At 64.9% G+C, this 23,431-nt stretch carries 16 protein-coding genes and 1 pseudogene; 12 read left to right on the top strand and 5 right to left on the bottom strand.

Features of this window, described 5'->3' with window-relative positions; genetic code table 11:
• Positions 1 to 226, bottom strand: a pseudogene (locus HMPREF1023_RS08360) (MFS transporter); the annotation flags it as partial.
• A 366-nt stretch (positions 227 to 592) separates the two neighbouring features.
• Here HMPREF1023_RS08360 and HMPREF1023_RS08355 point away from each other — a divergent pair.
• The 3 genes from HMPREF1023_RS08355 (at position 593) to HMPREF1023_RS08345 (ending at position 5,221) form a co-directional block, all read left to right on the top strand.
• Positions 593 to 2,056, top strand: a complete 1,464-nt coding sequence (locus tag HMPREF1023_RS08355) for a helix-turn-helix transcriptional regulator (protein ID WP_009305785.1) — start codon at positions 593 to 595, stop codon at positions 2,054 to 2,056.
• Positions 2,057 to 2,433: 377 nt separating this feature from the next.
• A complete protein-coding gene (locus HMPREF1023_RS08350) occupies positions 2,434 to 4,038 on the top strand; it encodes an FAD-dependent oxidoreductase (protein ID WP_015759883.1) in 1,605 nt (534 codons plus the stop codon).
• 679 nt (positions 4,039 to 4,717) lie between these two features.
• The gene (locus HMPREF1023_RS08345; protein ID WP_009305783.1) at positions 4,718 to 5,221 is read left to right on the top strand and encodes a rhodanese-like domain-containing protein; all 504 of its coding nucleotides are present in this window, start codon (positions 4,718 to 4,720) and stop codon (positions 5,219 to 5,221) included.
• A gap of 345 nt (positions 5,222 to 5,566) precedes the next feature.
• On the opposite strand, the gene HMPREF1023_RS08340 is transcribed toward HMPREF1023_RS08345, so the two are convergent.
• Positions 5,567 to 5,998 (bottom strand): universal stress protein, encoded by a 432-nt coding sequence (locus tag HMPREF1023_RS08340; protein WP_009305782.1) that lies wholly within the window; start codon positions 5,996 to 5,998, stop codon positions 5,567 to 5,569.
• A gap of 240 nt (positions 5,999 to 6,238) precedes the next feature.
• Between HMPREF1023_RS08340 and HMPREF1023_RS08335 the strand changes: the two genes are divergently transcribed.
• Entirely contained in the window at positions 6,239 to 7,615 is a 1,377-nt protein-coding gene (locus tag HMPREF1023_RS08335) for an FAD-dependent oxidoreductase (RefSeq protein ID WP_009305781.1), read from the top strand.
• On the opposite strand, the gene HMPREF1023_RS08330 is transcribed toward HMPREF1023_RS08335, so the two are convergent.
• Positions 7,578 to 8,690 (bottom strand): LysR family transcriptional regulator, encoded by a 1,113-nt coding sequence (locus HMPREF1023_RS08330; RefSeq protein WP_226844521.1) that lies wholly within the window; start codon positions 8,688 to 8,690, stop codon positions 7,578 to 7,580. The genes HMPREF1023_RS08335 and HMPREF1023_RS08330 overlap by 38 nt on opposite strands.
• A gap of 669 nt (positions 8,691 to 9,359) precedes the next feature.
• Between HMPREF1023_RS08330 and HMPREF1023_RS08325 the strand changes: the two genes are divergently transcribed.
• From HMPREF1023_RS08325 to HMPREF1023_RS08315, 3 genes are read left to right on the top strand one after another with little or no spacing between them, the layout of a single operon-like run.
• Positions 9,360 to 10,379, top strand: coding sequence for an acyl-CoA dehydratase activase-related protein (locus HMPREF1023_RS08325; protein ID WP_009305779.1), 1,020 nt, complete (start codon positions 9,360 to 9,362; stop codon positions 10,377 to 10,379).
• Positions 10,369 to 11,595, top strand: a complete 1,227-nt coding sequence (locus tag HMPREF1023_RS08320; protein ID WP_035578732.1) for a 2-hydroxyacyl-CoA dehydratase — start codon at positions 10,369 to 10,371, stop codon at positions 11,593 to 11,595. The genes HMPREF1023_RS08325 and HMPREF1023_RS08320 overlap by 11 nt, the downstream gene beginning before the upstream one ends.
• Positions 11,592 to 12,635 carry an acyl-CoA dehydratase activase gene (locus HMPREF1023_RS08315; RefSeq protein WP_009305777.1) on the top strand — a complete coding sequence of 348 codons (1,044 nt, stop codon included), beginning with the start codon at positions 11,592 to 11,594 and terminating at the stop codon, positions 12,633 to 12,635. Before HMPREF1023_RS08320 ends, HMPREF1023_RS08315 begins: the two co-directional genes overlap by 4 nt.
• 8 nt (positions 12,636 to 12,643) lie before the next feature.
• Here the strand turns inward: HMPREF1023_RS08315 and HMPREF1023_RS08310 are convergent, their stop codons facing one another.
• Entirely contained in the window at positions 12,644 to 13,429 is a 786-nt protein-coding gene (locus HMPREF1023_RS08310) for a glucose 1-dehydrogenase (protein WP_009305776.1), read from the bottom strand.
• A gap of 492 nt (positions 13,430 to 13,921) precedes the next feature.
• On the opposite strand from HMPREF1023_RS08310, the gene HMPREF1023_RS08305 reads away from it, so the two are divergent.
• The 5 genes from HMPREF1023_RS08305 to HMPREF1023_RS08285 all read left to right on the top strand — a co-directional run bounded on the left by HMPREF1023_RS08305 (position 13,922) and on the right by HMPREF1023_RS08285 (position 20,841).
• Positions 13,922 to 15,358, top strand: a complete 1,437-nt coding sequence (locus HMPREF1023_RS08305) for a LuxR C-terminal-related transcriptional regulator (RefSeq protein ID WP_009305775.1) — start codon at positions 13,922 to 13,924, stop codon at positions 15,356 to 15,358.
• Between the two features lie 228 nt (positions 15,359 to 15,586).
• Positions 15,587 to 17,581 carry an FAD-binding protein gene (locus HMPREF1023_RS08300; protein WP_009305774.1) on the top strand — a complete coding sequence of 665 codons (1,995 nt, stop codon included), beginning with the start codon at positions 15,587 to 15,589 and terminating at the stop codon, positions 17,579 to 17,581.
• Positions 17,582 to 17,645: 64 nt separating this feature from the next.
• Positions 17,646 to 17,972, top strand: a complete 327-nt coding sequence (locus tag HMPREF1023_RS08295) for a ferredoxin family protein (protein ID WP_009305773.1) — start codon at positions 17,646 to 17,648, stop codon at positions 17,970 to 17,972.
• Positions 17,973 to 18,545: 573 nt separating this feature from the next.
• A complete protein-coding gene (locus HMPREF1023_RS08290) occupies positions 18,546 to 18,752 on the top strand; it encodes a hypothetical protein (RefSeq protein WP_009305772.1) in 207 nt (68 codons plus the stop codon).
• A 160-nt stretch (positions 18,753 to 18,912) separates the two neighbouring features.
• Entirely contained in the window at positions 18,913 to 20,841 is a 1,929-nt protein-coding gene (locus HMPREF1023_RS08285) for a bifunctional UDP-sugar hydrolase/5'-nucleotidase (RefSeq protein WP_009305771.1), read from the top strand.
• 434 nt (positions 20,842 to 21,275) lie between these two features.
• Here the strand turns inward: HMPREF1023_RS08285 and htpG are convergent, their stop codons facing one another.
• A complete protein-coding gene (gene htpG, locus HMPREF1023_RS08280) occupies positions 21,276 to 23,216 on the bottom strand; it encodes a molecular chaperone HtpG (RefSeq protein ID WP_009305770.1) in 1,941 nt (646 codons plus the stop codon).
• Positions 23,217 to 23,431 lie beyond the last annotated feature (215 nt).

The raw sequence follows: 23,431 nt of genomic DNA, 5'->3' as shown, positions 1-23,431 counted from the left end.
CGGCAAGCTCGTGCGCGCGGGTGCGCGCCGCCGCGTCGCGGGCCGCGTCGGACGTGGCCGAGGCCGAGACATGGCCGGAGCGTGCTGCGGTCGAAGGCGCATCAAAGGCCGCCGCGCGCTCGGCATCGTCGACGGTCGAGGTCAGCGGGGTGGTTTCGGGTTCGTCGCTTTCGTGCACGCGCGCCGCGTCCGCGGGCGCGAGCGCCGTCCGGTCTATGCCTTCCATGCCTGCTCCTTATCGCTGCGTGATCCTTTCCAGTATGGTCGCGGTCGCGCGGACGAGCATGCGGCCGCAGCACACGGAAACCGAACGGTCAGCAGAGCGTCGCGCACTCGTGGGGAAGCCCGCCAACGCCCGAACGAGGCCCGCGAGCAGAGGAGGAATGCTGGCGCGGAATGATGGCCTGGCAGGTCGCGATGCCGTCCTCGCCGAGGCCCTCCCGCGTCGGAACGCGAATGTTTCACGTGAAACATTCGTACGCCACCGTCCGCTCTCCCTTCCGATGCGCTATGCGTTTTGCATGCGCGCGAAACCTGTCCGCTACTCGGCGCGCGCGTCGAGTAGAATACGGGGAACGAGGAGGGAGGGGATATGCAGCACGAAACCAAGCCGGAATCCGCGGGCGCGAAACGCACGCTCGCGGGCAGCGCCGTGGGATACGGCATCGTGTGCGGGCTGACGTTCCCCCTCATGATCTCCAGCACGTTCCTTCAGGAGATGAGCCTGTCGCACGGGGCGGGCGATGCGTTCGGCGCACTGTTCTTCCTCGCGTACGCGCTGACGATGGCCGGCACCGCGCTGGCCTACGCTCTGCGCCGCAAGCCCACGCGCCGCGCGCGCATCGTCAGCGCCTTCGCCGCAGCCTTCCTGGGCAACGCCCTCATGTTCGCGCGGCTGGTGGGGCTCATCGAGGGCGGCTGGCCGTACGCCATCGCCGCCTCGAGCCTGATCGGCTACGGATTGGCCACCGCCGAGCTTGCATGGATGGCGCGCATCACCAGCCTACACGAGCGCGGCCAGGTGTCGCTTGCGCGCACCGTGCCGCTGTCGTTTCTGTGCGGCGGGGCGGTGGCGGCCGTCATCTTCGTCGCATCGGGCACCTTCGAGCTGCTGTTCGCGCTGGCCATCATCGTGGTTTCGGCGTTGCCGCTTGCGCGCACGGCACCGATGGATGCAACGGCGCGGCGCGTCAGCCTCGCGCAGGGCGGCGCGGGCGACTTCGTGAAAGCGGTGTCGTACCTGGCGGTGTTCTCGTTCGTGTTCGGCGCGGTGAGCCAGGTGGCAACCGTGGTCGAGGAGCCCGTGCCCATCGCCGCGCAGGCCGTGCTGGACATCTTGCTGGCAGCCGGCATCATGCTGGCGTACGTGGTGCGCAAGAAGCACGCGTTGTCGGTGGGCGATTTGTACGACATCCTGTTCCCCATCGTGGCCGTGGCGCTGATCGCGCTGCCGTTCATCACTTCGCCCATCGTGCACGTGATTGCGGCGGTGCTCGTGTTCGTGGCGTTCTACCTGTCGGGCATGAACGTTCGCATCGCCGTGTGCCTGCTGGGCGAACGCGACCACGTATCAATGTGGGTGTACCTGAGCGTTGCGCTGGGGGCGTCGGCGCTGCTGATCCTCGGAGGCGTCGCGTTCGGCGCGGCGGTGATCGCGCAGGATGTGCTGGTGACGGGACTCGCGCTCATCTCACTTGTGTCGCTGTTCGTGCTGGCGCTCAACCCCATCGTGGCGAAGCGGCTGGAAACCCGACGCGCGCAGAAGGAAGCGCCGTCGTCGTCGCCTGTACCCGAGACGAGCGACGTGCGCACGATGCAAGTCGATCTGCTGCGCTCGTTCGCCGCCGCCCATGCCCTCACCGCCCGTGAAACCGACGTGCTGATCCTGTTGTGCCAAGGCCGCACGCGCACGTACATCGCCGACGAGCTGGGGCTGTCGCCGAACACCATCAAGGGCTACATCCACAACGTGTACCAGAAGAGCAGCGCCGTCGACAAGCAAGACCTCCTCGACCGCGTCGAGCTCCACGCGGAGGGACGCCCGCTGTCGTCCTGAGCGAGCGCAGCATTCGACAGGCCAGCAGACTGTCGAACTCCCGAGCGCGCGAAGCGAGCGCAGGGAGACCCGCTAAGCGCGGGGTCGAAGGATCCCGTGCGGCGGCAGCTGCGGCGCTTCCAGTTGGCACCGCACGGGATCCTTCGACCCCGCGCCTTACGGCGCTGCGCTCAGGAAGACAAGGTGTGCAGCAGCGTTCCGCCTCCCGACCCGCCTTCGTGCCTCCACCCTCCACCCCTCCACTATGGAGGGTTTTCGCAATCCACCCACTTTGGCGCTGGCGGGGCGACCCCGTTCCCTGGCAGGATGGCGACAGCGGATCGACCGGAGGAGGGTCGGCCGCCGACAAGAAGCATCGTCGAACAGGGAGGATCATCATGAGCACAGAGGGAAAGAACATCGCATCCGCAGGCGTTTCGCGCCGCTCGTTCCTTATGGGACTGGGCGCGACGGCAGCCGTCGTAGCCGGAAGCGGCCTCGCCGGCTGCGCGCCGCAAAGCACCGCGGCGCCCGCAAGCGCCGAAAGCGGCTCCGATGCCGCAAGCGCCAACAACACGTCGAGCGCAACCGGCGCCCAGAAGCCCGACACCATCCAAGCCGCCGCCGAGACCCCGGCCGAGAAGCAGGAAACCAAGGACGTCGACTTCGTCATCGTGGGCAGCGGCGTGGCCGGCATGAGCGCGGCCGTGGAGGCCTCGCGCGCCGGCGCCAAGGTGGTCGTGCTTGAAAAGCACAACGTGACCGGCGGCGATTCGTCCATCTGCTCCGGCAACTTCTATTGCTGCGGCGCGAAGAAGCAGGACGAGCTGGGCTACACGGACTATGGCACACCCGAGGAGGTGGCGCAGTTCTTCTTCGATCAGTCCGACGGCGACGCGAACATGGACATCTGCCGCCTCGTGGCCGAGGGCGGCGGCGCGGCCATGGATTGGCTGGTGGAGCTGGGCTGCGACTTCGACAAGAAGCCCGGCGACAACGTGTCCGACCGCTCCATGCTGTCGACCACCAGCGGCAAGGGCATCGTGGACAACCTCATCGCCGAAGCCGAGAAGAACGGCGTGGAAATCATGATGGAAACGCGCGCCATCGAAGTGCTCATGGACGGCGGCAAGGCCGCGGGCGTGAAGGCGCGCCAGGGCAAGACCGAGTACACCATCAACGCGAAGGCCGTCATGCTGGCTTCGGGCGGCTTCGACGGCCAGGATTGGGCGAAGGAGCTGTACGCGCCGGGTGCCGTGGGTTGGCACACGTTCAGCAGCCCCAGCAACACGGGCGACGGCATCGAGCTGGCGAAGCAGGCCGGCGCCATGACGCTGCTGAAGGGCGGCCTGTCGCAGATCCACCTGGTGGGCCGCGAACCGCTGCCCCTCAACGACGAGCTGAGCGCGCTGCGCATGGTGAACACGGGCGTGTTCGTCACCGACCTGGGCTATCGTTGCGCGAACGAGTCTATGACCAGCCAGTTCGATTACTTCACGCCGTTCGTGGAAAGCGGCCGCAAGGAATTCACCATCATCTGCGACTCGCAGCAGCCCGACAAGCGCATGGAGCTTATCAAGAAGGGCGTGGAGAAGGGCGTCGTCGACACGGCCGACACCATCGAGGAGCTGGCCGAGGCGGCCGGGCTGCCCTCCTACCCGCTGATGAAGACCATCGAGCGCTATAACGAGCTGTGCGAGGCCGGTGAGGACGCCGACTTCCACAAGAAGCCCGAAGACCTGCAGGCCATCGAGAAGGCGCCGTTCTACGCCATCCAGATCACACCGAACACGAACGACTCGTTCGGCCAGCTGGCCATCAGCACGAAGGCCGAAGTGCTGGACGCCGACCGCAAGCCCGTCCCCGGCCTGTATGCCGGCGGCACGCTGGGCAACGCCGAGCTGTTCTACATGCGCTACGCCGTGAGCGGCTCGTCCATGTGCATGGGCACCGTCACCGGCCGCATCGCCGCCCAGTCGGCTCTGGAGTACTACGGCGCGTAACGCGCCGAACGCTCGGGAGCCGGCACGCCCGACGCCCGAGCGTCATCACACCGCCTTCCCTCCCCTCACGCCCTCCGGCTCTCGCCGGAGGGCGCTTTGCATACGAACGGGTCGCAGCCGCATCGTGGCCGCCGGCTCTCAAAACCGTCGTTCGGGCTCCTTCTCCTGTTCGACCCCGAATGTTTCACGTGAAACATTCGTACGCTTGTTGATCCTTGCGCGCATAGCCAGCGCTTCGCCGAGCCGCGGGCTATGCCTCGCGCCAGCAGCAGCCGTCGTCGTCTCGCAGCCCGCGGCCGCCTCCGTGCAACCGACAGCACGGCCAATGGCGAAAAGGCGTCGAATTCGGAAGTCGCTGCGCCTCTCCTCAGAAAGCAGGAAAGGGCCTCTCCCGATAACGCCCGGTCAAAACGATCCCGTCTCCAGCATCATGCGCCGATGCCGAACAGGGACGCCCGCTCGCTTCCGAATTCGGTATCTTTTTGCCATTGCGAGACCAGCCGGGGGGCACGAAGGGCCGTCAAGCAGACAGCGCGGTGCCTTGTGAAGACGATATCGCATGTTCGTAAAATTCTAATACTATGCTTGACTTTGTAATCTGTATGCAATAGCGTTACAGTTACTTACCGTCGACCCTAGCGCTCCCCTTAGGAGGACGTTGCAGCTCATGAATAGCCGTATGAGAAAACACGCGGCGCTGGCCGTCGTCACGCTGGCCGCAGCCGGAGCGCTCACCCTGGCGGCATGCGCGGAAACGCCCGCCGCATCATCCGACGCGCCCGCAATTCAAAACCAAAGCAAAAGCGAGGAATCCATGACAAACGAACGCAACGGCGGGTACGCCACAATTTCCGAGGACGAGGCGGTTGCCATGATGAGCGAAAACTCCGCAACCCTTGTAGACGTCCGCACCGCACGCGAATATGCTGACGGGCACATCCCCGGAGCCATCAACATACCCGTCGAAACCATCGGCTCCGTCAAACCCGCCGGCCTTCAAGGCGTGGACGAAAACGCCTCCATCATCGTCTACTGCCGGACCGGCGTGCGCAGCGAACACGCTTCGAACATGCTTCTCAACCTGGGTTACAAGCACGTGTTCGACCTGGGCGGCATCGTCGACTGGAACGGCGAAAAGGTGGCCGGAACCGAGCCAGGCAGCTTCGCAGGCGACGCGCAGTAGAATCTGTCGCCTTGGAGGTCCGTGCGTGTCCCGCCGGAAACGACACGTGGACAGGTATGGGCAACCGCTCCGCTAAGCCAACTGCGGAACGCGCACGGATCTCCAAGGCGACAAACCGAAACGCTCGTCAGACCGAGCGTCCGCGAACATGCGTAGAACGGGAGGGGAACGTGCGCCGCAAGCCGTCGGCGCACGCGTCAAAGCCGTGCGGATGCGGCGGATCCCTGTCCAAGCTCCGCCGCACCCGCACGAAACGCCCGCGAATCACGCGAATGAGACAATAGCCCCGTCCCTTTGTCTCATCGAAACGGCCTCATTGCCCGGGGCCGTTTCGCGTTCGGAAGGTTATTTCGCGATCAGCACGGGGATGGGCGATGCGTGCAACAGCTTGTGGCTGACGCTGCCCATGTACTCCTTGAGCCCGCTCAGGCCACGGTTGCCCACAATCAGCAGGTCGTAGTCGCGCTGGCCGATCAGCTTGACAATCTCGGTGGCCGGATTCGTGCCGGTTAGCAGCAGCGAGTCGGTGCGCGCGGCAACGTCCTCGCCCATCTTCTGCTCGGCCTCGGCCAGCAGATCCTCGCCGTCGGAGATCATCATGTCGAGAATGTCCTTGAAGTTCGCCATCTGCGTTTCGTCGAGCAGCGGGATAGGCACCACGTACACGACGTCCACATGCGCCTCGGGATTCACTGCAGCCAGGCTGGCGGCCATGGCGAGCGCGCGGTCGGCACCCTCGGATTCGTCGAACGCCACGAGCAACTTGTTAACGGCCATGGTGGGCCTCCTCTCGGTCGCGGCGAGCGCGGTGCGCCGCCTGAAAACGTCCTACCTCCAGTATAGGGCTTTCAGCGCGGGCAGGGAAACAAGTTGTCCACGCTTTCATGACCGCTTTCGCGCGGATCGCCGGCCATCGCCAGCCGGGCGGTCGGGTGCCCTACGATAAACATCTTCGGCAGCGTGCAACATGCCCCGAATAGAGCGGCCCCCTTTAGGGTCTCGACGAAAGGACGCACCATGGAACAGTTCGACGCAGCGATCATCGGGTTCGGAACGGCGGGCCTCGCCCTGGGCGGTGCGCTTGCCGACGATGGCCAGAACATCGTAGTCGTGGAGCAGTCCGACACCATGTACGGCGGCGCCTGCGTGAACAACGCATGCATCCCCACGAAGGCACTCGTGGAATCGGCACGACTGACCGCGGCCGTAGGCGGCTCTATCGTTGAACGCGAGGAGCGCTACACCGCGGCCGTCGACGACATGAAAGAACTGCGCTCCGCCTCGCGCGAACGCAACTACCGCGCGCTGGCCGATCGCGAGAACGTCGACGTCATCGACGGCCGCGCATCGTTCGCGAACGCCACGCACCTGACGGTGGCCACCGCGTCGGGCACGCGCAGCATCGAGGCGAAGCGCATCTTCATCGACACCGGCTCGCTGCCGAAGCTGCCTTCCATCCCCGGCATAGACAGCCCGCGCGTGTTCGTCAGCAGCTCGCTCATCGAGCTGCCCACCCTGCCGCGCCAGCTCGTCATCATCGGCGGCGGCTACGTCGGCCTCGAGTTCGCCTCGTTCTACACCGACTTCGGCGCACAGGTGACCATCCTACAAAACAGCGACGCCATCCTCGCCCACGAGGATCCCGAGACGGCCGAAGCCGTGCGGAGGAGCCTCGAAGACCGCGGCGTCACCATCGTGTACGACGCGCACGTGACGCACATCGACGACGAGCACGACCAGGTGCTGGTGTTCGCCCAGGTGAACGGCGAGGAGAAGCGCTATCCCGGCCATGCCGTGCTGGTCGCGGTCGGCCGCACCCCGAACACGACCGGCCTCAACCTGGAAGCCGCCGGCATCGAGCTGAACGACCGCGGCGGAATCAAGGTGGACGAGCACCTGCGCACCACGGCCGACAATGTCTGGGCCATGGGCGACGTGACGGGCGGCATGCAATTCACCTACATCGCCTACGACGACTTCCGCATCGTCGCATCCGACCTGCTGGGCGACGGATCGCGCACGACGAAGAACCGCGGCGCCATCCCTTATTGCACGTTCGTGCACCCGCCGTTCGCGCGCGTCGGCATGACCGCGGACGAGGCGCGCAAAGCCGGCTATTCCGTACAGGTATACAAACTGCCCGCTGAAAAAATCTCGCAAGCGCGCATCCTGCAAGACCCGGTGGGTCTGATGAAGGCCGTGGTAGACGCGAACTCAGGAGTGCTGCTGGGCATGGATCTGTTCTGCGAAGATGCGCAGGAGCTGGTGAACACCGTGAAACTGGTCATGGATGCACGCATTCCCGCCTCCGTGCTGCAGAGCGCCGTATTCACGCACCCGTCCATGACCGAGGCGTTCAACAACCTGTTCCTGCCTCAGAACATGCAGGAGTAGAAGCCGTCGTGGACACGAACCTCCTGACCGGATCGCCGCCTTTGACGGCAAGCTCGTTCGTCATCCAGCGCTCGAAGCCCGCATAGGCGGGCGCCTTGCGTCCTTTGAGGCTGACGAGGCAGATAGGCACGGAAACGGAATCCTTGGCCGCCATGGGTTTCAACTCGGTGAGGGGGTTGAACTGACCGAGCGCAGGAACGCCAACGGTGAGCGCCAACCCGTTCTCTCGCGTCAGATAGCGCTCGAACTGCGCGGCAGTAGTCGCGCTGACGAGAATATCGATCCCGCGCTCACGATAGAACTCCGCAACGGAATCGTTGAAGCGGTCGAAGTCTTCCGATATGGAGACGGGGTACGGCTTTATATCGTCCAAGCTGACAGTTTGATGCTGCGCCAAGGGGTGCCGATACGACATAATCACGCCCAGCATCACCTTGCCGAGATTCAGGCAATCCATATCGGGGTGACGGCATGCGCCAACCACGATAAGCGCATCCAGGTGTCCCGCCTGCAGCGCCCCGAAGCCGCGAAGCCCCGCCTCAAGCCGTATAGAGGTTTCGATGCCCGAGTTCTTGTAGACGAACGATGCAATGCTGGCGCATGCTTGCTCGTATCCATAGAGCGGAGACGCGCACAGCCCCAACCGCAACAACGGAGATTCGGCAGAGCGTCGTCTGTGCGCAAACGCCTCCAACTCGTCGAAGCTTCTCAGCACCGGCTCGGCTTTGACGTAGAAGGCCTTTCCGAACAGGGTGGGATGCACGCCGCGGCTTTCGCGCACGAACAGCTCGTTCTTCAGTTCTCGCTCCAGATCAGCGATAGCCTTCGAGACCGCTTGGACGGTTACGTACTGCTCCTTTGCGGCCGCTGACAAGCTGCCGCTCTGGAACACAGCGACGAAGTATCTTACTTGCTTGATATTCAAAAAGTCTACCTCGAACCTATCGCGCGCCGATCCTTTTTGAGATTCTACCGCGCTCCTAGGTCGTTGCATCCGAGACGCGCCCCGTTCAACTATCTTTTGAACAGCAGTTCCTGAGCACAAAACGCGCGAGAAGAGCGCCTCTGATCGCACGAAGGGCGCGCGTCGCTTACGGGCTTTGCGAAAGGGGCTCCATCGGCGCAAGCTGCGTCACAGCGCGTCGCAGGGACGGGTGGTTTTACGCGCTTTCCGCAAATCCCACCTCCTGCGGAAAAACCGAGTGGCGGAGGGGCGCACCCTCCGTCGCAGCACCTATAAAGACGCGAGCCGCTCGAGCGGCTCGCCGCAGGAGCCCGGCAGACTCGCATCCGCATCGATCCGACGGCGAACGGAGGAACGCCGTGGCAGAGATCGCGCGCTATGCACGATTTCAGGTGGTCGTTTTCGGAGGCGGAAAGGAAAAGCCCAGGTCGCGAGAAACGGCGGCGGCGGAGAATCGTGCATACCGTACGATCTCTGCCACGCGCGAGTCAACCGGAGGCGAGGCCCCCTCGAACGACCCGCCACCAGCTCGCCTTCAACCCGCCGGCGAGCCGTCGCCAGCAAGACCCCAAGCAACCCGCCGCCGACCCACCGCCGTCCCCAACGCGACCCCCCAAGCAACCCGCCACCAACGCAACACCCCTCCCCGCGAAGAAAGCATGTCGCTTGGGCGTGCCTTCGAGCGCCGCGCGACTGTTGGTGTAAGCTGCGTTAGGCAAGAACGGCGCCGTCATCGGGCTCCGGCTCTGCAGATCAAACCACCTCGCCCAAGGAGCACGCATGGCATCACCCGGGTTCCCCCTCCGCGCCGCCGCCGACGGCCCGCGCCGCATCGGCATGCCGCGCGCGCTGTTGCACTACCGCTACGGCACGCTGTGGACGACGTTCTTCGAGGCGCTGGGCTGCGACGTCGTGCTCAGCGACCCCACCGACCGCTCCACCGTGGCGCACGGGGACGCGCTGTCGAACGACGAGTGCTGCCTGGCCTCGAAGATCTACCTGGGACACGTGGCCTCGCTGGTGGATTCGGACGCGTGCGATGCCGTGTTCGTGCCCAGCATCGCCAACGTGGGACGACGGCGCGGGTTCTGCACGAAGTTCCAGGCGCTGCCCGACCTCGTGGCCAATACCTTCGCCGACCAGCGCATCGAAGTACTGTCGTGCCTGGTGAACGAGGTGGATGAACACAAAAGCATGAAAGACGCGCTCATCGAGCTGGCCACGCAGCGCTACACGGGCCCGCGCGAGGCGAAGCGCGCCTGGAAAGCGGCCGCCCGCGCGCAGGAGCAGGCCGAACGCGCCGCGACGTTGCGGCAAACGCGCGCCCTGTCCCAGCTGGAAGCCGCGCGGGCGGCGGCGCGGCGCCCCGAGGACGCACCGCTTGCCATCCTGCTGGCAGCGCACCCCTACCTCGCGCACGATGCGTTCATGGGCGGCGCGCTGACGGACCTGCTGGAAAGCATGAACGCCGTGGTGCTGTTCGCCGACGAGGCCGACCGTGAGCGCTCGCTGCAGGCCAGCTTCGACTTCTCCGACACGCTGCCGTGGATCGTGAACCGCGAGATCATCGGCGCCATCACGCAGCTGCACCACCGCGTGGACGGCATCGTGCTGGTCAGCGCGTTCCCCTGCGGGCCCGACTCCATGACCGACGACGCCATCGTGCGCTGCATCCAGGGCAAGCCGGTGCTCAACCTCACCATCGACGCGCAAAGCGGCACCGCCGGGTTGGAGACGCGCGTCGAGAGCTTCATCGACATCCTGCGCTACCAGAAGAAAGGGGGCTACGTTGGCGCCTGAGACGAAACGCGACGCGGTGAACCCGCTGCACACCGACGGCGACCGCGAGGTGCGCGGCGCCCGCGTGGTGGTGGGCACGCGGCGCGGCCCGTTCAAGCTGCTGCCCTCGCTGCCGAAGAAGCCGCGCGCCAAGCGCGAACGCCACGCCCGCACGCGCGTGGCGTTCTTCCGCTACAGCTACTACGACATCGCGTTCAAATTCTTCGTCGAACACGTGCTGGACGCCGATTTCGTCGCACTGCCGAAGCCCACGAAGCGCACCATCGAGCTGGGCTCGCGCCACTCCAGCGACATGGTGTGCGCGCCGTTCAAGCACATCCTGGGCGACTACATCGAGGCGCTGGAGCTGGGCGCCGACGTGCTGGTGCAGTTCGCCGGGCCCTGCCGCCTGGGGTATTACGGCGAGCTGCAGCAATCCATCATGCGCGATCTGGGCTACGAGTTCGACATGCTGAACTTCGCCATGCTCACCGGCAAGCCCCTGACCGAGTACATCTCGGTATGCAAGAAGAAGGTGAACCCAGACCTGTCGGTGCCGCATGGCGTGCGTAACATGCTGGCCGTGTTTAAAATGATCGAGCACCTGGACGAAGTGAACGATTTCTACCTGGCGAACGCCGGGTTCGAAGCCGAGCCCGGGTCGTTCGAGCGCGCGCGGGAGGCGTACTTCGCCGACATGCGCGCGGCCACGAACGAGCGCGAGATCGCCGAAGCGCAGCGGAAGGGCCTCGATGCGTTGCGCGCGCTGCCGCAGCATCGCCCCGCCCGCCCCTTGCGCGTGGGCATCGTGGGCGAGTACTTCACCGCAGCCGACCCAGCCAGCAACCTTGATCTGGAGCGCAAGTTCCTGGACATGGGCGTGGAACTGCACCGAGCGCTGAACATGACGAACCGCAACCTGCGCTACAACGAGAAGAACCTGCGCGCCGGCATCTCGGAGTACGTGCAGTACGACATGGGCCCCACGTCCAGCATGACCATCGCGGCCGCGCGCAAGTACGCGCAGGAAGGGTTCGACGGCATCGTGCACCTCAAGTCGTCGGGCTGCACGCCCGAGGTCGACTGCATGCCCGTGCTGCAGCGCATCAGCCGCGACACCGGCGTGCCCGTGCTGTACCTCAGCTACGACTCGCAGACCAGCGACACCGGTTTGGACACGCGCCTCGAAGCGTTCTACGACATGATCGCCATGAAGAAGGAGAAGACGGCCCGATGACCGAAGCAAGGGAAACTCACACGACCGCCAACGCCAGCGAGGGACGCCCCGTCCCGTCAGGGCGAACGGACTGCTACCTCGGCATCGACATCGGGTCGATTTCCACGAAGGGCGTGATCATCGACGCCGACCGGCGCATCATCGCGCGCACGTACCTGTGGACCGAGGGCAACCCGGCCGATGCCGCGCGCCGCGTGGTGGCCGACCTGGGCTCGCAGGTGGATCGCGACGCGGTGCGCGTGCGCGCCGTGGGCACCACCGGCAGCGCGCGGCGGCTGGTGGGCGCCATGTGCGGCGCCACCGTGGTGAAGAACGAGATCACGGCGCACGCGGTGGGCACGACGTTTTTGCATCCCGACGTGCGCACCATCCTGGAGATCGGCGGCCAGGACTCGAAAATCATCTGCGTGGAGAGCGGCATCGCCGTGGACTACGCCATGAACACGCTGTGCGCGGCGGGCACGGGCGCATTCCTGTCGAGCCAGGCGCATCGGCTGGGCGTGGAGGTGGAAGAGTTCGGCGACATCGCGCTGACCTCGAAGAAGCCCGCGAACATCGCGGCGCGTTGCACCGTGTTCGCCGAGAGCGACCTCGTACATAAGATCCAGGTGGGCTACGCGCGCGAGGACATCATCGCCGGCCTGTGCCGCGCGGTGGCCACGAACTACCTGAACAACGTGGGCAAAGGCAAGCAGATCGCCGCGCCCGTGGTGTTCCAGGGCGGCGTGAGCAAGAACGCCGGCGTGGTGCAGGCGTTCCGCGACGAGCTGGGCATGGACGTGGTCGTGGACGAGGACGGCCACCTCATGGGCGCGTTCGGCGTGGCGCTGCTGGCCGCCGAGGCCGCTCCGCGCGCCGGGGAGCCCGGCGACGGCGAGGCGTTCGACTTCGACGCGTTGCGCACGTTCGAGTTCGTCACCCGCGAGGTGGAGTGCCAGAAGTGCGCGAACCACTGCGAGATCATCTGCGTCTACCGCGACGGGAAGATCATCGACTCCTGGGGCAACCGCTGTGACAAAGGCGCCGTGAAGGCCGGGTAAGCGTCGCCCTAGCCCTGCCCGAACTGGAAGCCGGGGTACAGCGTCATGCCGCCGTCGACGAACAGGGTGGTGCCGGTCACGTAGCTGGCCTGGTCGGACGCGAGCCAGGCCGCGGCGGCGGCCACGTCTTCGGGGGCGCCCACGTACCCCATCGGGATGAGCCGTTCGGTTGCGGCGCGCGCTTCGAGATCGGCGAACTTCTCCGCGTTGATGGGCGTGTTCATGGCTCCGGGCGCGATGGCGTTCACGCGGATGCCGCGGTCGGCGTACTCGAGCGCCAGCGTCTTCGTCAGCATGCCGACTCCTGCCTTGCTGGCCGCGTAGTCGGCGAAATGCGGCCACGGAATGATCTCGTGCACCGACGACAGGTTGATGATGACGCCGGGCATCTTGCGATCCAGAAAGTGATCGATGGCGCGGCGGCAGCCCGCGAACACGCCGGTCAGGTTCACGTCGATGACGCGCTGCCATTCCTCGATGGACTTCCGATCGGACGGCGAAGCCACCTCGATGCCCGCGTTGTTCACCCAGATGTCCACGCCGCCGAACGAGAACATCGCAGCGTCGAACAGGGCGTCCACGCACTCGTCCTTGCTCACGTCGGCCTGCACCGCGGCCGCCGCACCGCCCGCGTCCTCGATGGCTCGCACCGTTTCGCGCGCGCCCTCTTCGTCGGAGCGGTAGTTCGCCACCACGTTCATGCCCTCGGCGCCGAAGCGCCGCGCCATGGCGGCGCCCAGCCCCTTCGAGCTGCCTGTCACCACCACCGTCTTGCCCTTGAGATCGTCGTACATGGGAGCCTTCTTTCCGCGCAGGGTCGTCGTATCATCCCGCGACCATAACGCACCCGGTCGCGTCCCAAGCCGCCCGAGCCCCCGCCGTCGCCTGCCCGTGGCGGACGCGTTACGCTTGCTTTGACGGCGCGGGACGACATCGAGCGCACGACCGCGATGCATCCCCCCCCTTGCCAATTGCAGTGGAAACGAGCTTCTTTGCACAAAAAACCGCGACGTTTGATATTCGCCAACCTCGCCTCCAAGCCCGCTTTCGCAAGTCTGCAAGAAATACCTGTTCAGAATTATGTCGTTGCTAGAATAATCAAGACGCTCCCTGCATGAACCCTCCAGAACATCAAACGTCGCCCTTTTTTGTGCATTCCCGGAGGAATCTCGTGCACTACGTCCGTCGAAGCCGCCGATGAGGGTCGATTCGCGGCAGGCCGTTCTTCTGGCGTACAGCTTAAGGGCACGACTTTGCTATAATCGGCGAAAGAAGGGGACTCTGCCATGGAATCAATCGACAAACGAACGTGTGCGCTCTCGATCGTCGGGATGGCGTTCGTATGGGCGCCGCTCCATACGTCGGGGCACTATCCCCTATCGCTCGTTTTCACGTCGCAAACCGCGCCCGTCGCCGAGATTTCGGCGTACCACATCGTGTACACTATCGCATTCGTCCTGGTAGCTGCCATTCTGATGCTTGCGCGCCGACGCGTGCAAGAAGCGCTCGACCGCAGCCGCACGCTGCCTTTCGCCTGTGCCGCCGTCGGTTTGCTGGGCAGCGGCCTGCTGGCAGCTTCGCCGCTGTTCGCAGGATCGTCGAGCATCGCGGTGGGCGTCGGCATGGTGCTGACGGCGCTTTCCACCGCTTCGCTGCTCATAGCCTGGGGGTCGCGCATGGCCTCGTTCGACACGCGCTCGACGGCGCTTTGCGTAACCGGGTCGTATCTGGCGTTCAGCGCGCTGTGGCTTGCGTGCGCATTGGCGAATATCGAAACGACCGCTTTGCTGGTCATCGCTCCCCTGATCAGCGGCGGGTGTCTGGGGCTGCTCGCCCCTGCCGCGCCTCGCGCGTGGGTGTTCGACCCAAGCGCGCTGAAGGAACTGCCGTACGGGTTCGTCGCGCCGTGCCTCATCTTCGTGTACTTCGGCATCATCTGCGTGAAAGCGCTCACCGCCATGCAGATAGGCATCAGCGTGGGTGCGTTGTCGAACCTGCATCTCGTGGTTACGGCAGCTGCAGGACTGGTCATCTGCATGGCCGTCCTCGCGCTGTTCCGCGCGAAAGGCTATGCGCAGAGCACGCTCGTGCTGGTGTTCGCGCTGCTGGTGCTGTGCTATATGGCATCGCTTCTGGCCGTGATGCTGGGGCTCGATTCCGACTATCAATCGTTTCTCGGCAAACGCGCGCTGGTCGGCTCCGAACACGTAATAGAAGCGCTGCTGTTCATCATGCTGGCTTGCACCGCTCATGAGAAGCGCCTTTCACCCGTGCTTGGTTTCGGCCTGTTCGCGACGCTGGTGGTGGCCGTTCCGCAGTTCATCGCCTCCGATCTCATGTACCAGACCGGCCTGCTCGGCGCGCTGTCGCACCTCGACCTCGTGGTTCCGCTGGTGGCCGTGGCCTCGTTCGCCATCGCCGCCGTGGCCATCGGGCTGCTCGTGCGCGTGTCCACCCGCGCCGCGCAAGCGCCGGCGATGCCCGCGGGAAACTGGCAAGAAGAGCTGTGCCGTACCGCACTGGGCAGCCTGGATCTCTCGCCGCGCGAGTTCGATGTCGCCGTGCTGGCGTATCGCGGCTATTCGGCAAAAAAGATCGCGAGCACCCTGTACGTTTCGGAGTCCACCGTGAAAACGCACACCTCGCACGTGTACCGCAAGGTGGGCATTCATTCGAAGCAAGAGCTGATCGCGTTCATCGACGCCTTCCGCACCGAAGGTTAACGGCCAATCCCTAATAGCCGATCTACCAGCTGTTTTGTCCGTTTCGTACGAGGCGGACACACCGCTTGCACGTCGCGCTCCCCCGAAAAATAACCGTTTCGTATGAAGACGCCGGAGTATCGCGACGCCTAGGATTCGTGCTGTCGAATCCGACGGCTACCGCAATCCCCCTCCCCGCGTAGCCGTCGGCCGTTCGACGTCAAGACGACCGAGAGGGAAAGAGGGATCATGAACACCACTGCACCACTCAGCGGATCCGAAACCGGCGGCCTGTCGCGACGCGCGTTCCTGCGCGCATCCGGCTTGGCGATGGGAGGCATCGCCGCGGCCGGAGCGCTAGCGGCCTGCTCGCCGCAGGAAAACGACGGCGCCAAAACAGCCAGCGCCGACGAGGCGAAGGAGGCGTCCGCGCGGTTGACCGAGGAGCTTCCCATCCCCGAAGCGAAAGCTCCCAGCACCACGTCCTACGATTGCGACGTGCTAGTCATCGGCGGCGGATTCGCAGGATTGAACGCAGCTATGGCAGCCAAGGGCGAAGGCGCGAACGTCGTGCTGGTGGACAAGGGGCGTCCGGGTTATTCGGGACTGTCGCCGTGGCCCAGCTCGCATCGCTGGTTCGACCCCGACATGGGCGACGACGCCGAGGCGTTCAAGAGCTGCATGCTGTCCGGCACCGAGTACGTCGGCAACGCCGACTGGTACCAGGCGTGGATCGACGACTCGAAAGATGCGTACGAGCGCCTGAGCAGCTGGGGCATCCTCGACCAGTACACGCGCGCCGTGGACACGCCCGACTATTTCGAGAACCTCGATTACGTGGGGTATCGCGAAGCGAACATCGAGCACGACCGCCACAAGAAGTTCATGCAGACGCTTGAAGACAACGACATCCCCGTGGCCGACTACACCATGATCACCGACGTGGTGAAGGACGGCGATCGCGTGGTGGGCGCCGTGGGCTTCCACGTGCCCAGCGGCACCGTGATCACGTTCAATGCGAAAGCGGTGGTCATGTGCATGGGCGGCGGCTGCTACAAGCCGACGGGCTACCCCGTGGGCGACGACACGTTCGACGGCGAGTTCATCGGCTACAACCTGGGGCTGCCCATCGCCGGCAAGGAGTACGACGACTTCCATATGACCACGTCGTTCGCACCGGGCAACGCGTTCATCAACAACTCGTGGGACTGGCTGGAGAACATCTGGCTGTGCGGCGGCGACGTGACCGCCGAGAACGCCGCAAGCTACGCGGCCGGCAAGGCGAAGGCCATGGTGCTGGATCGTTTGACGAAGGCCACCACCGGTATCGCCAACGACGACGGCACGAACATCGAGGACCAGTCCACCGCCGACGTCACGCGCCGCGGCGGCACGGCCAGCGGAAACGCGAACGACCCGCGCCAGGGCAAGATGATGAGCCCCAAGCCGAAGGGCGACATCTACGGAGCAGCCGTGGGCATGTGCGCGCACCTCAGCTCGGGCGTGTTCTGCGGCCTGGACGACCTCGAAGGCGCAACGGGCGTCGACGGCCTGTACGTGGCCGGCGACGGCATGAACGCCTCGGCGGTCACGGGCGCCATGTACCCCTGCGGCGTCGGCTTCACGTCCAACTTCACCAGCATCCAGGGCGATCGCGCCGGCAAAGCCGCAGCCGCGTACGCCGGCAAAGCCGAAAGCGCCTCCATCCCCGCCGACAAGGCCGGCGAGCTGACCGAGGCCATCAACGCCCCGCTGGGCCGCGAGCAGGGATTCAGCCCGAACTGGGCGCGCGACCAGCTGCAAGCCATCATGGCGCCGTACTGGATCAATGCCACCAAAACCGAGGCCACGCTTTCGGGCGCGCTCGACCAGGTGCTGTACATGCGCGACAACGTGGTGCCGAAGCTCATGGCCACGAACTCCCACGAACTGCGCCTGTGCCACGAAATGGAGCACAAAGTGCTGTCTGCCGAGATGAAGCTGCGCGCAGGCCTCGAGCGCAAAGAGAGCCGCGGGTTCCACTACCGCTCGGACTACCCGTTCCGCGACGACGATTTCCTGTGCTACATCACGCTGCAGAAGGGCGACGACGGCTCGATGCAGGTGGGGCGCGTCGAGGTCAAAGACGAATGGAAGGGCGACACGACGCTGGATTACGCGAAGCGCTACACCTACCGCTTCCCCGGCGAAGCCGAAGCCAAGGGGCTGCCCGCCGAGGAGAAGTCGGGCGGCTGGGGCAAGTAGGCCAACGCGATCCTGCAAAATCCGCCCTGCCAGCGCGCGGGCTTGAGAGAGAAGAGGTGCAACCATGAGTGTACAGCGATACGACCTGAACGCCTGCATCGGATGCGAAAGCTGCATGACCGTCTGCCCGATGGACGTGTTCCGGTTCGACTACGACCAGATGAAATCCGTGATGGCCTATCCCGAGAACTGCCAGAGCTGCGGCCAGTGCTACGTGAACTGCCAAGGGCGCTCGCTCGTCATCGGCGACAGCATGTTCGGCTACGCCATCACGTCCTACCGCGCCACCACCACGGCCACCCACGCCGACGTGGAAGCCGCCATCAAGGCGCAGCCCCAGAAATCCGCCGAGGAGGCAGCAGCGGCTGCCGAAGAGAAGAAGGCCTCGTAACTGCGCCTCCCGCCCCGAATCGCATGGAACTTGCGATGCGGGGCGGGGATTCCTTCGGGATACCGAAATGCCGCTGTCGGACCCTCTTCGGAATTGCCGAACCGTTCGACTTTTACCGCGCAGGGCCGTTTCGCCGCGCACGCCTGCCCGAGGCGCCCTGATCTCGCGGCAGCCTGGCAACGGGTCGCTCGAAGGCGGCCCGTCGGCGGCAAGCCAGCGGCGGGTCAATTCGTGCTTGGCAGAGATCGCACGCTATGCACGATTCTTCGCCATCGTCATTTCTCGCGACCTGGACTTTTCTTTTCCGTCCTCGAAAACGACCGCCTAAAATCGTGCATAACGCGCGATCTCTGCCAAGCCGCGCCACCCTCGCGTTCCCCACCGAGTCGATGCGGGCGCAAGTTCGCCAAACTTCTGCAGCTCCCCGCCCGAACGGCGGCGGGTCAGCCTCGGGCCAATCGCAAGCCGTTCCGGCGCGCTTCGAGGACCGCTCGCGCGAAAAGACCCCACATCAGGCCTTCGTGGATCTATGCTGTCGCCACAGCAAAACCGATCGGCACGAAAGGAACCGCCATGAAGACGCTTGAGGAAATGTTCCCGGATCAGAATGTCGACGCGAAGTTCGAGCTGGCCTTGATGGAGGCGCTCCTGAACGAGCGACTCGAAGAATTCCTGAAAGACCACAACTGCAGCGCGGCGCCGGAAGACGTGAAGGAGCTGGTGACTCGCGACATAGTGACCCTCTTCGATGCCTTGACGGTCGACGACTCCCAGAGCTAAGCGCGCCGAAGCACGACGCCCGCAACAGCAAGCACTCCCAAGAAGCCCGCATTGCCGACGTCCAAGAATACGCCCGCGCTCGCGTGGTGGAGTAAAAGCGCGCAAGACATTCGCGGTATACTGACCGCATTGTTTCGCGCTCGCCTCAAGGAGGAAGCCCATGACGCGCCCGACCGCCCCGCACGCCCACCTCATCACCCGCCGATCGTTCTGCACGCTGTCCGCCGTGGCGCTGGCCTCGCTCGCGCTTCCCGCCCGCCGCGCGTTCGGCGATGAAGCGGCAACCGCCGCCACTGCGACGCAGCCCGGCGCCATCGTCATCGTGCACACGAACGACGTGCACTGCGCCGTGGACGACAACCTGGGATACGCGAAGCTCGTCAACTACGCAAAAACCATGCGCTCGACCTACGGCGCGGACAACGTGACGCTTGTGGACGCGGGCGATGCCGTGCAGGGCAAGGCCATGGGCACGCTGACGAACGGCGAGTACCTCATCGATGTCATGAACGAGTGCGGCTACGACTTCGCCATACCCGGAAACCACGAGTTCGACTACGGGATGACCCAGTTCAACACGCTAGTCGCCCGCGCGAACGCGAAGTATCTGTCCTGCAACTTCACCGACCTGCGCACGGGCAACCTCATGTTCGACGCATACGCCATGCGCGAATACGACACCGCGGTCGGGAAAAGGAAGGTGGCGTACTTGGGCATCTGCACGCCCGAATCGCTGACGAAGTCCTCCCCCGCCCACTTCCAGGAAGACGGAATCTACCGTTACGGCTTCTGCGAGGACGACTCCGGCACAAAGCTGTACGATGCCGTGCAAAGCGCCGTCGACCAAGCGCGCGCCGACGGAGCCGACTACGTGGTGGCGCTGGCGCATCTGGGCCAAGATGGTGTGACCCCGCGCTGGACCAGCACGGCCGTGGCGGCGAACACGAGCGGCATCGACGTGATCATCGACGGCCATTCGCACGAGCTGTACGTTCAGACCCCGCTCAACAAGAACGGCCAACCGGTGCTGGTCACGCAGACGGGCACCCAGCTGGTAGGCATCGGCCAGGTGGTCATCGATCCCGCGAACGGCACCATCGCAGCCTACGCTTCGAATGACACCGAAACCGTCACCGCATCTACGACAAAGGGCACCGCCAGCATCGTCAAGGCCTGGGACGGCATCGATGCCGACACGGCCGCCTTCATCGCCGGGCTGCAAGCGGATCTTGCGAAGATCACCGAGCGCGTCATCGGACGCTCGGACGTGCGTCTGGTCGCCCTCGAGGACGACGACTACACGTGGGCCGTGCGCGCGCACGAGACGAACCTCGGCGACTTCGTGGCCGACGCGTACCTGGCGCTGGCCTGGCACGGCGGGGTCATGGCCGACATCGGCTTCGTCAACGGCGGCGGCATCCGCGCGAACATCGAGCCGGGCGACGTGACGTACGGCGACCTCATCAACGTGCAGCCCTACAACAACCAGCTGTGCTACGTGGACACCCTCGGCCAGAACATCCTCGACGCGCTGGAGGCGGGCGTTGCGAACCTTCCGAATCCCAGCGGAGGCCTGCAGCACGTGTCGGGGCTCGCATACACCGTGCGCACGGACATTCCGTCGTCGGTGCAGATGCCGGGTGGGAAATTCGGCGGCGTGACGGGCGAGTACCGCGTCCGCGACGTGCTGGTGAACGGCGAGCCCCTCGACGTGAACCGGCGCTACAAGCTGGTGTCGCACACGTTTTTGCTGGTGGAGGGCGGCGACGGCCTCACCATGTTCATGAACGACGAAGCCGTGCTGCTGGATTTGGACAACAAGGCGCTCATCGAGTACATCCAGTACGATTTGAAGGGAACGATCGGCGGCGAATACGCCGATCCGGACGGCCAAGGGCGCATCGTGATCAAGAACGGCCCCGATCCCGAGCCCGAGCCGCTGCCTACGCCCGAGCCAGCCGACGAGCCCGCCCCGGGCTCCGGCGGCAAGCCGCTCGCCAGCACGGGCGACCCCTTGGGAACTGCAGTCGTCGGAGCCGCCGCGGTCGCCGCAGCCGCGGGAGCCGTCGCCGTAAGCGCGCGACGCTAAGCGTTTCCTTCCAGGCCACGCAGGAAAGATTGGGCGCAAATCCGCAGCCATGACAATTTCGGACGGGTTTTCGAGCGATCTTTCTTGCGGAATCAGAAGAGTCTCGAACATAAGCCCAGGTCGCTGCTTCTCATAGGCCAGAACAACCCGGGTTCGCCATGGCGAACTTTGCCCCCTGGCTCCCCATTTGCGCCCAGCCCTAAGGCCGAAGCGCCCCCGCAGGCAGCCGCCTCCTGCCGCAGGGGGTGATTAACGCGAAGCATCCGCGCCCCGCACAGCAAAACGAGGGGCGCTCGCCAAACACGAGCGCCCCTCAGCTAACTTACGCCATCAGACTCCGCGGCGCACGGGCTTCCCGAGCCGCACGAAGGCGCGGCTCCAAGGCAGCCAACAGTACGAGCCGCCCCGGCGGCTGACAAGCCGCCGGAGCTGAATTACGCCATCAGCTTCGTGACGGCGTTCGCATACGCTACCGGATCCTCGATGGGCAGGCCCTCAACCAGCAGCGCCTGGTTGTACAGCAGCTCGGCGTACAGCTTCACCTTGTCGGCGTCGCCGGCTTCCTGCGCGGCGCGCAGCACGTCGAACACCGCGTGCTTCGCGTTCACTTCCAGCACGCGCTCAGACTTGATGCCCTCGCCGCCGTCGGGCATCTGCGCCATGATGCGCTCCATCTCCAGCGACACCGGACCAGCCGCGGTGATGCAGGCGGGCGCATCGGTCAGGCGCGACGACACCGCCACCTTCGTCACCGAGTCGCCCAGCGCGTCCTTCATAGCGGCGAACAGGGCCTCGTTGTCCTTCGTCGTCTCTTCGGCTTCCTTCTTCTCCTCTTCGGAGGCCAAATCGAGGTCGCCCGACGCCACGTTCTTCAGCTCGAACGGCTCCGGCGCATCCTCGCCGTCGGCCGCGGGCGCACCGTACGTCATCATCGACTGGAAGCAGAACTCGTCCACGTCCTTCGTGCACAGCAGCACGTCGTAGCCCTTCCCCAGCACCGTCTTCACGATGGGCATCTTGGCCAGGCGCTCGACGCTCTCGCCGGCGGCGTAGTAGATGGCCTTCTGGTCGGCCGGCGCGGCTTCCAGGTACTCGTCCAGCGTGACCAGCTTCTCCTGCTTGGCCGAGTAGAACAGTAGCAGGTCGGCCAGCTGATCCTTCAGCATGCCGTAGCTGTTGTAGATTCCGAACTCCAGGCCGCGGCCGAAGTTCTCGAAGAACTTCTCGTACTCCTCGCGATCGTTGTCGCGCATCTTCTTCAGCTCGGACGTGATCTTCTTCTCGATCTTCTTCGCGATGGCGCGCAGCTGACTGTTGTGCTGCAGCGTCTCGCGGCTGATGTTCAGCTGCAGGTCCTGGCTGTCCACCACGCCGCGCACGAAGTTGAAGTGGTCGGGCAGCAGCTCCTCGCACTTCTCCATGATCAGCACGTTGGAGCTGTACAGCGCCAGGCCCTTCTTGAAGTCCTTGCTGTACAGGTCGTACGGAGCGCGGCCGGGGATGAACAGCAACGCGTCGTAGCTGAGCGCGCCCTCGGCGTGGATGCTGAACGTGCGCGCCGGGTCGGTGAAGTCGTGGAAGTCGGTCTTGTAGAACTCGTTGTACTCCTCGTCGGTGACCTCGGACTTGCTGCGCTTCCAGATGGGAATCATCGAGTTGATGGTCTCCACCTCGGTGTAATCCTCGTACTCGGGTTTGTAGTCGTCGCCGGCGTCCTCGGGCTTGGGCAGCTCGCGCGTCTTCGACACTTCCATCTGCACGGGGTAGCGCACGTAGTTGCTGTAGCGCTTGATGAGGTTCCGCAAGCCGAACTCGCTGAGGAACGTGTCGTAGTTGTCGTCGTCGGTGTTGTCCTTCAGCGTGAGGATGACGTCGGTGCCGTGGCCCTCGCGCTGGGCCTCCTCGATGGTGTAGCCCTCCACGCCGTCGCTTTCCCAGGCCCAGGCCTCGTCGCTGCCGTACGCCTTCGACACGACGCGCACCTTCGACGCCACCATGAACGCGGAGTAGAAGCCCACGCCGAACTGGCCGATGATGTCCACGTCGTCGCCCTGGGCGTCGGCGTTGTCGGCCTTGAACTCCATGCTGTCGGAGTGCGCGATGGTGCCCAGATTGCGGTCGAGCTCGTCCTTCGTCATGCCCAGGCCGCTGTCCGACACGGTGACGGTGCGCGCGTCCTTGTCGAACGCCACGCGGATGCCCAGCTCGTCCTTGCTCAGCTGGATGTCCTTGTCGGTGAGGCTGCGGAAGTACAGCTTGTCCACCGCGTCCGACGCGTTCGAGATGAGCTCGCGCAGGAAGATCTCGCGGTTCGTGTAGATGGAGTTGATCATGAGGTCGAGCAGCTTCTTGCTCTCGGTTTTGAACTTGCGCATAGTTGGCGTCGCTCTCCTTTTCGTACCTGCCGGTCTGCCCGTTTAGCAGTCTCGGACTTCGAGTGCTAAACGGGATTTTAGTACGACGCGGTACGATGTCAAGCGGAACGCACCCCGATTGCAGAACACGCGCACAGGCGACCGGCAACGCGCCGCCGGATGCCGCACGCGGCAGCGGCCGACATGCACGGGTGCCGGATGCCGTACGCGGCAGC

The sequence above is a fragment of the Eggerthella sp. 1_3_56FAA genome (assembly GCF_000185625.1).
Lineage (GTDB): Bacteria > Actinomycetota > Coriobacteriia > Coriobacteriales > Eggerthellaceae > Eggerthella > Eggerthella lenta.
The sequence above is the reverse complement of the archived record's forward strand: the minus strand, read 5'-3'. Positions and strand labels throughout refer to the sequence as shown.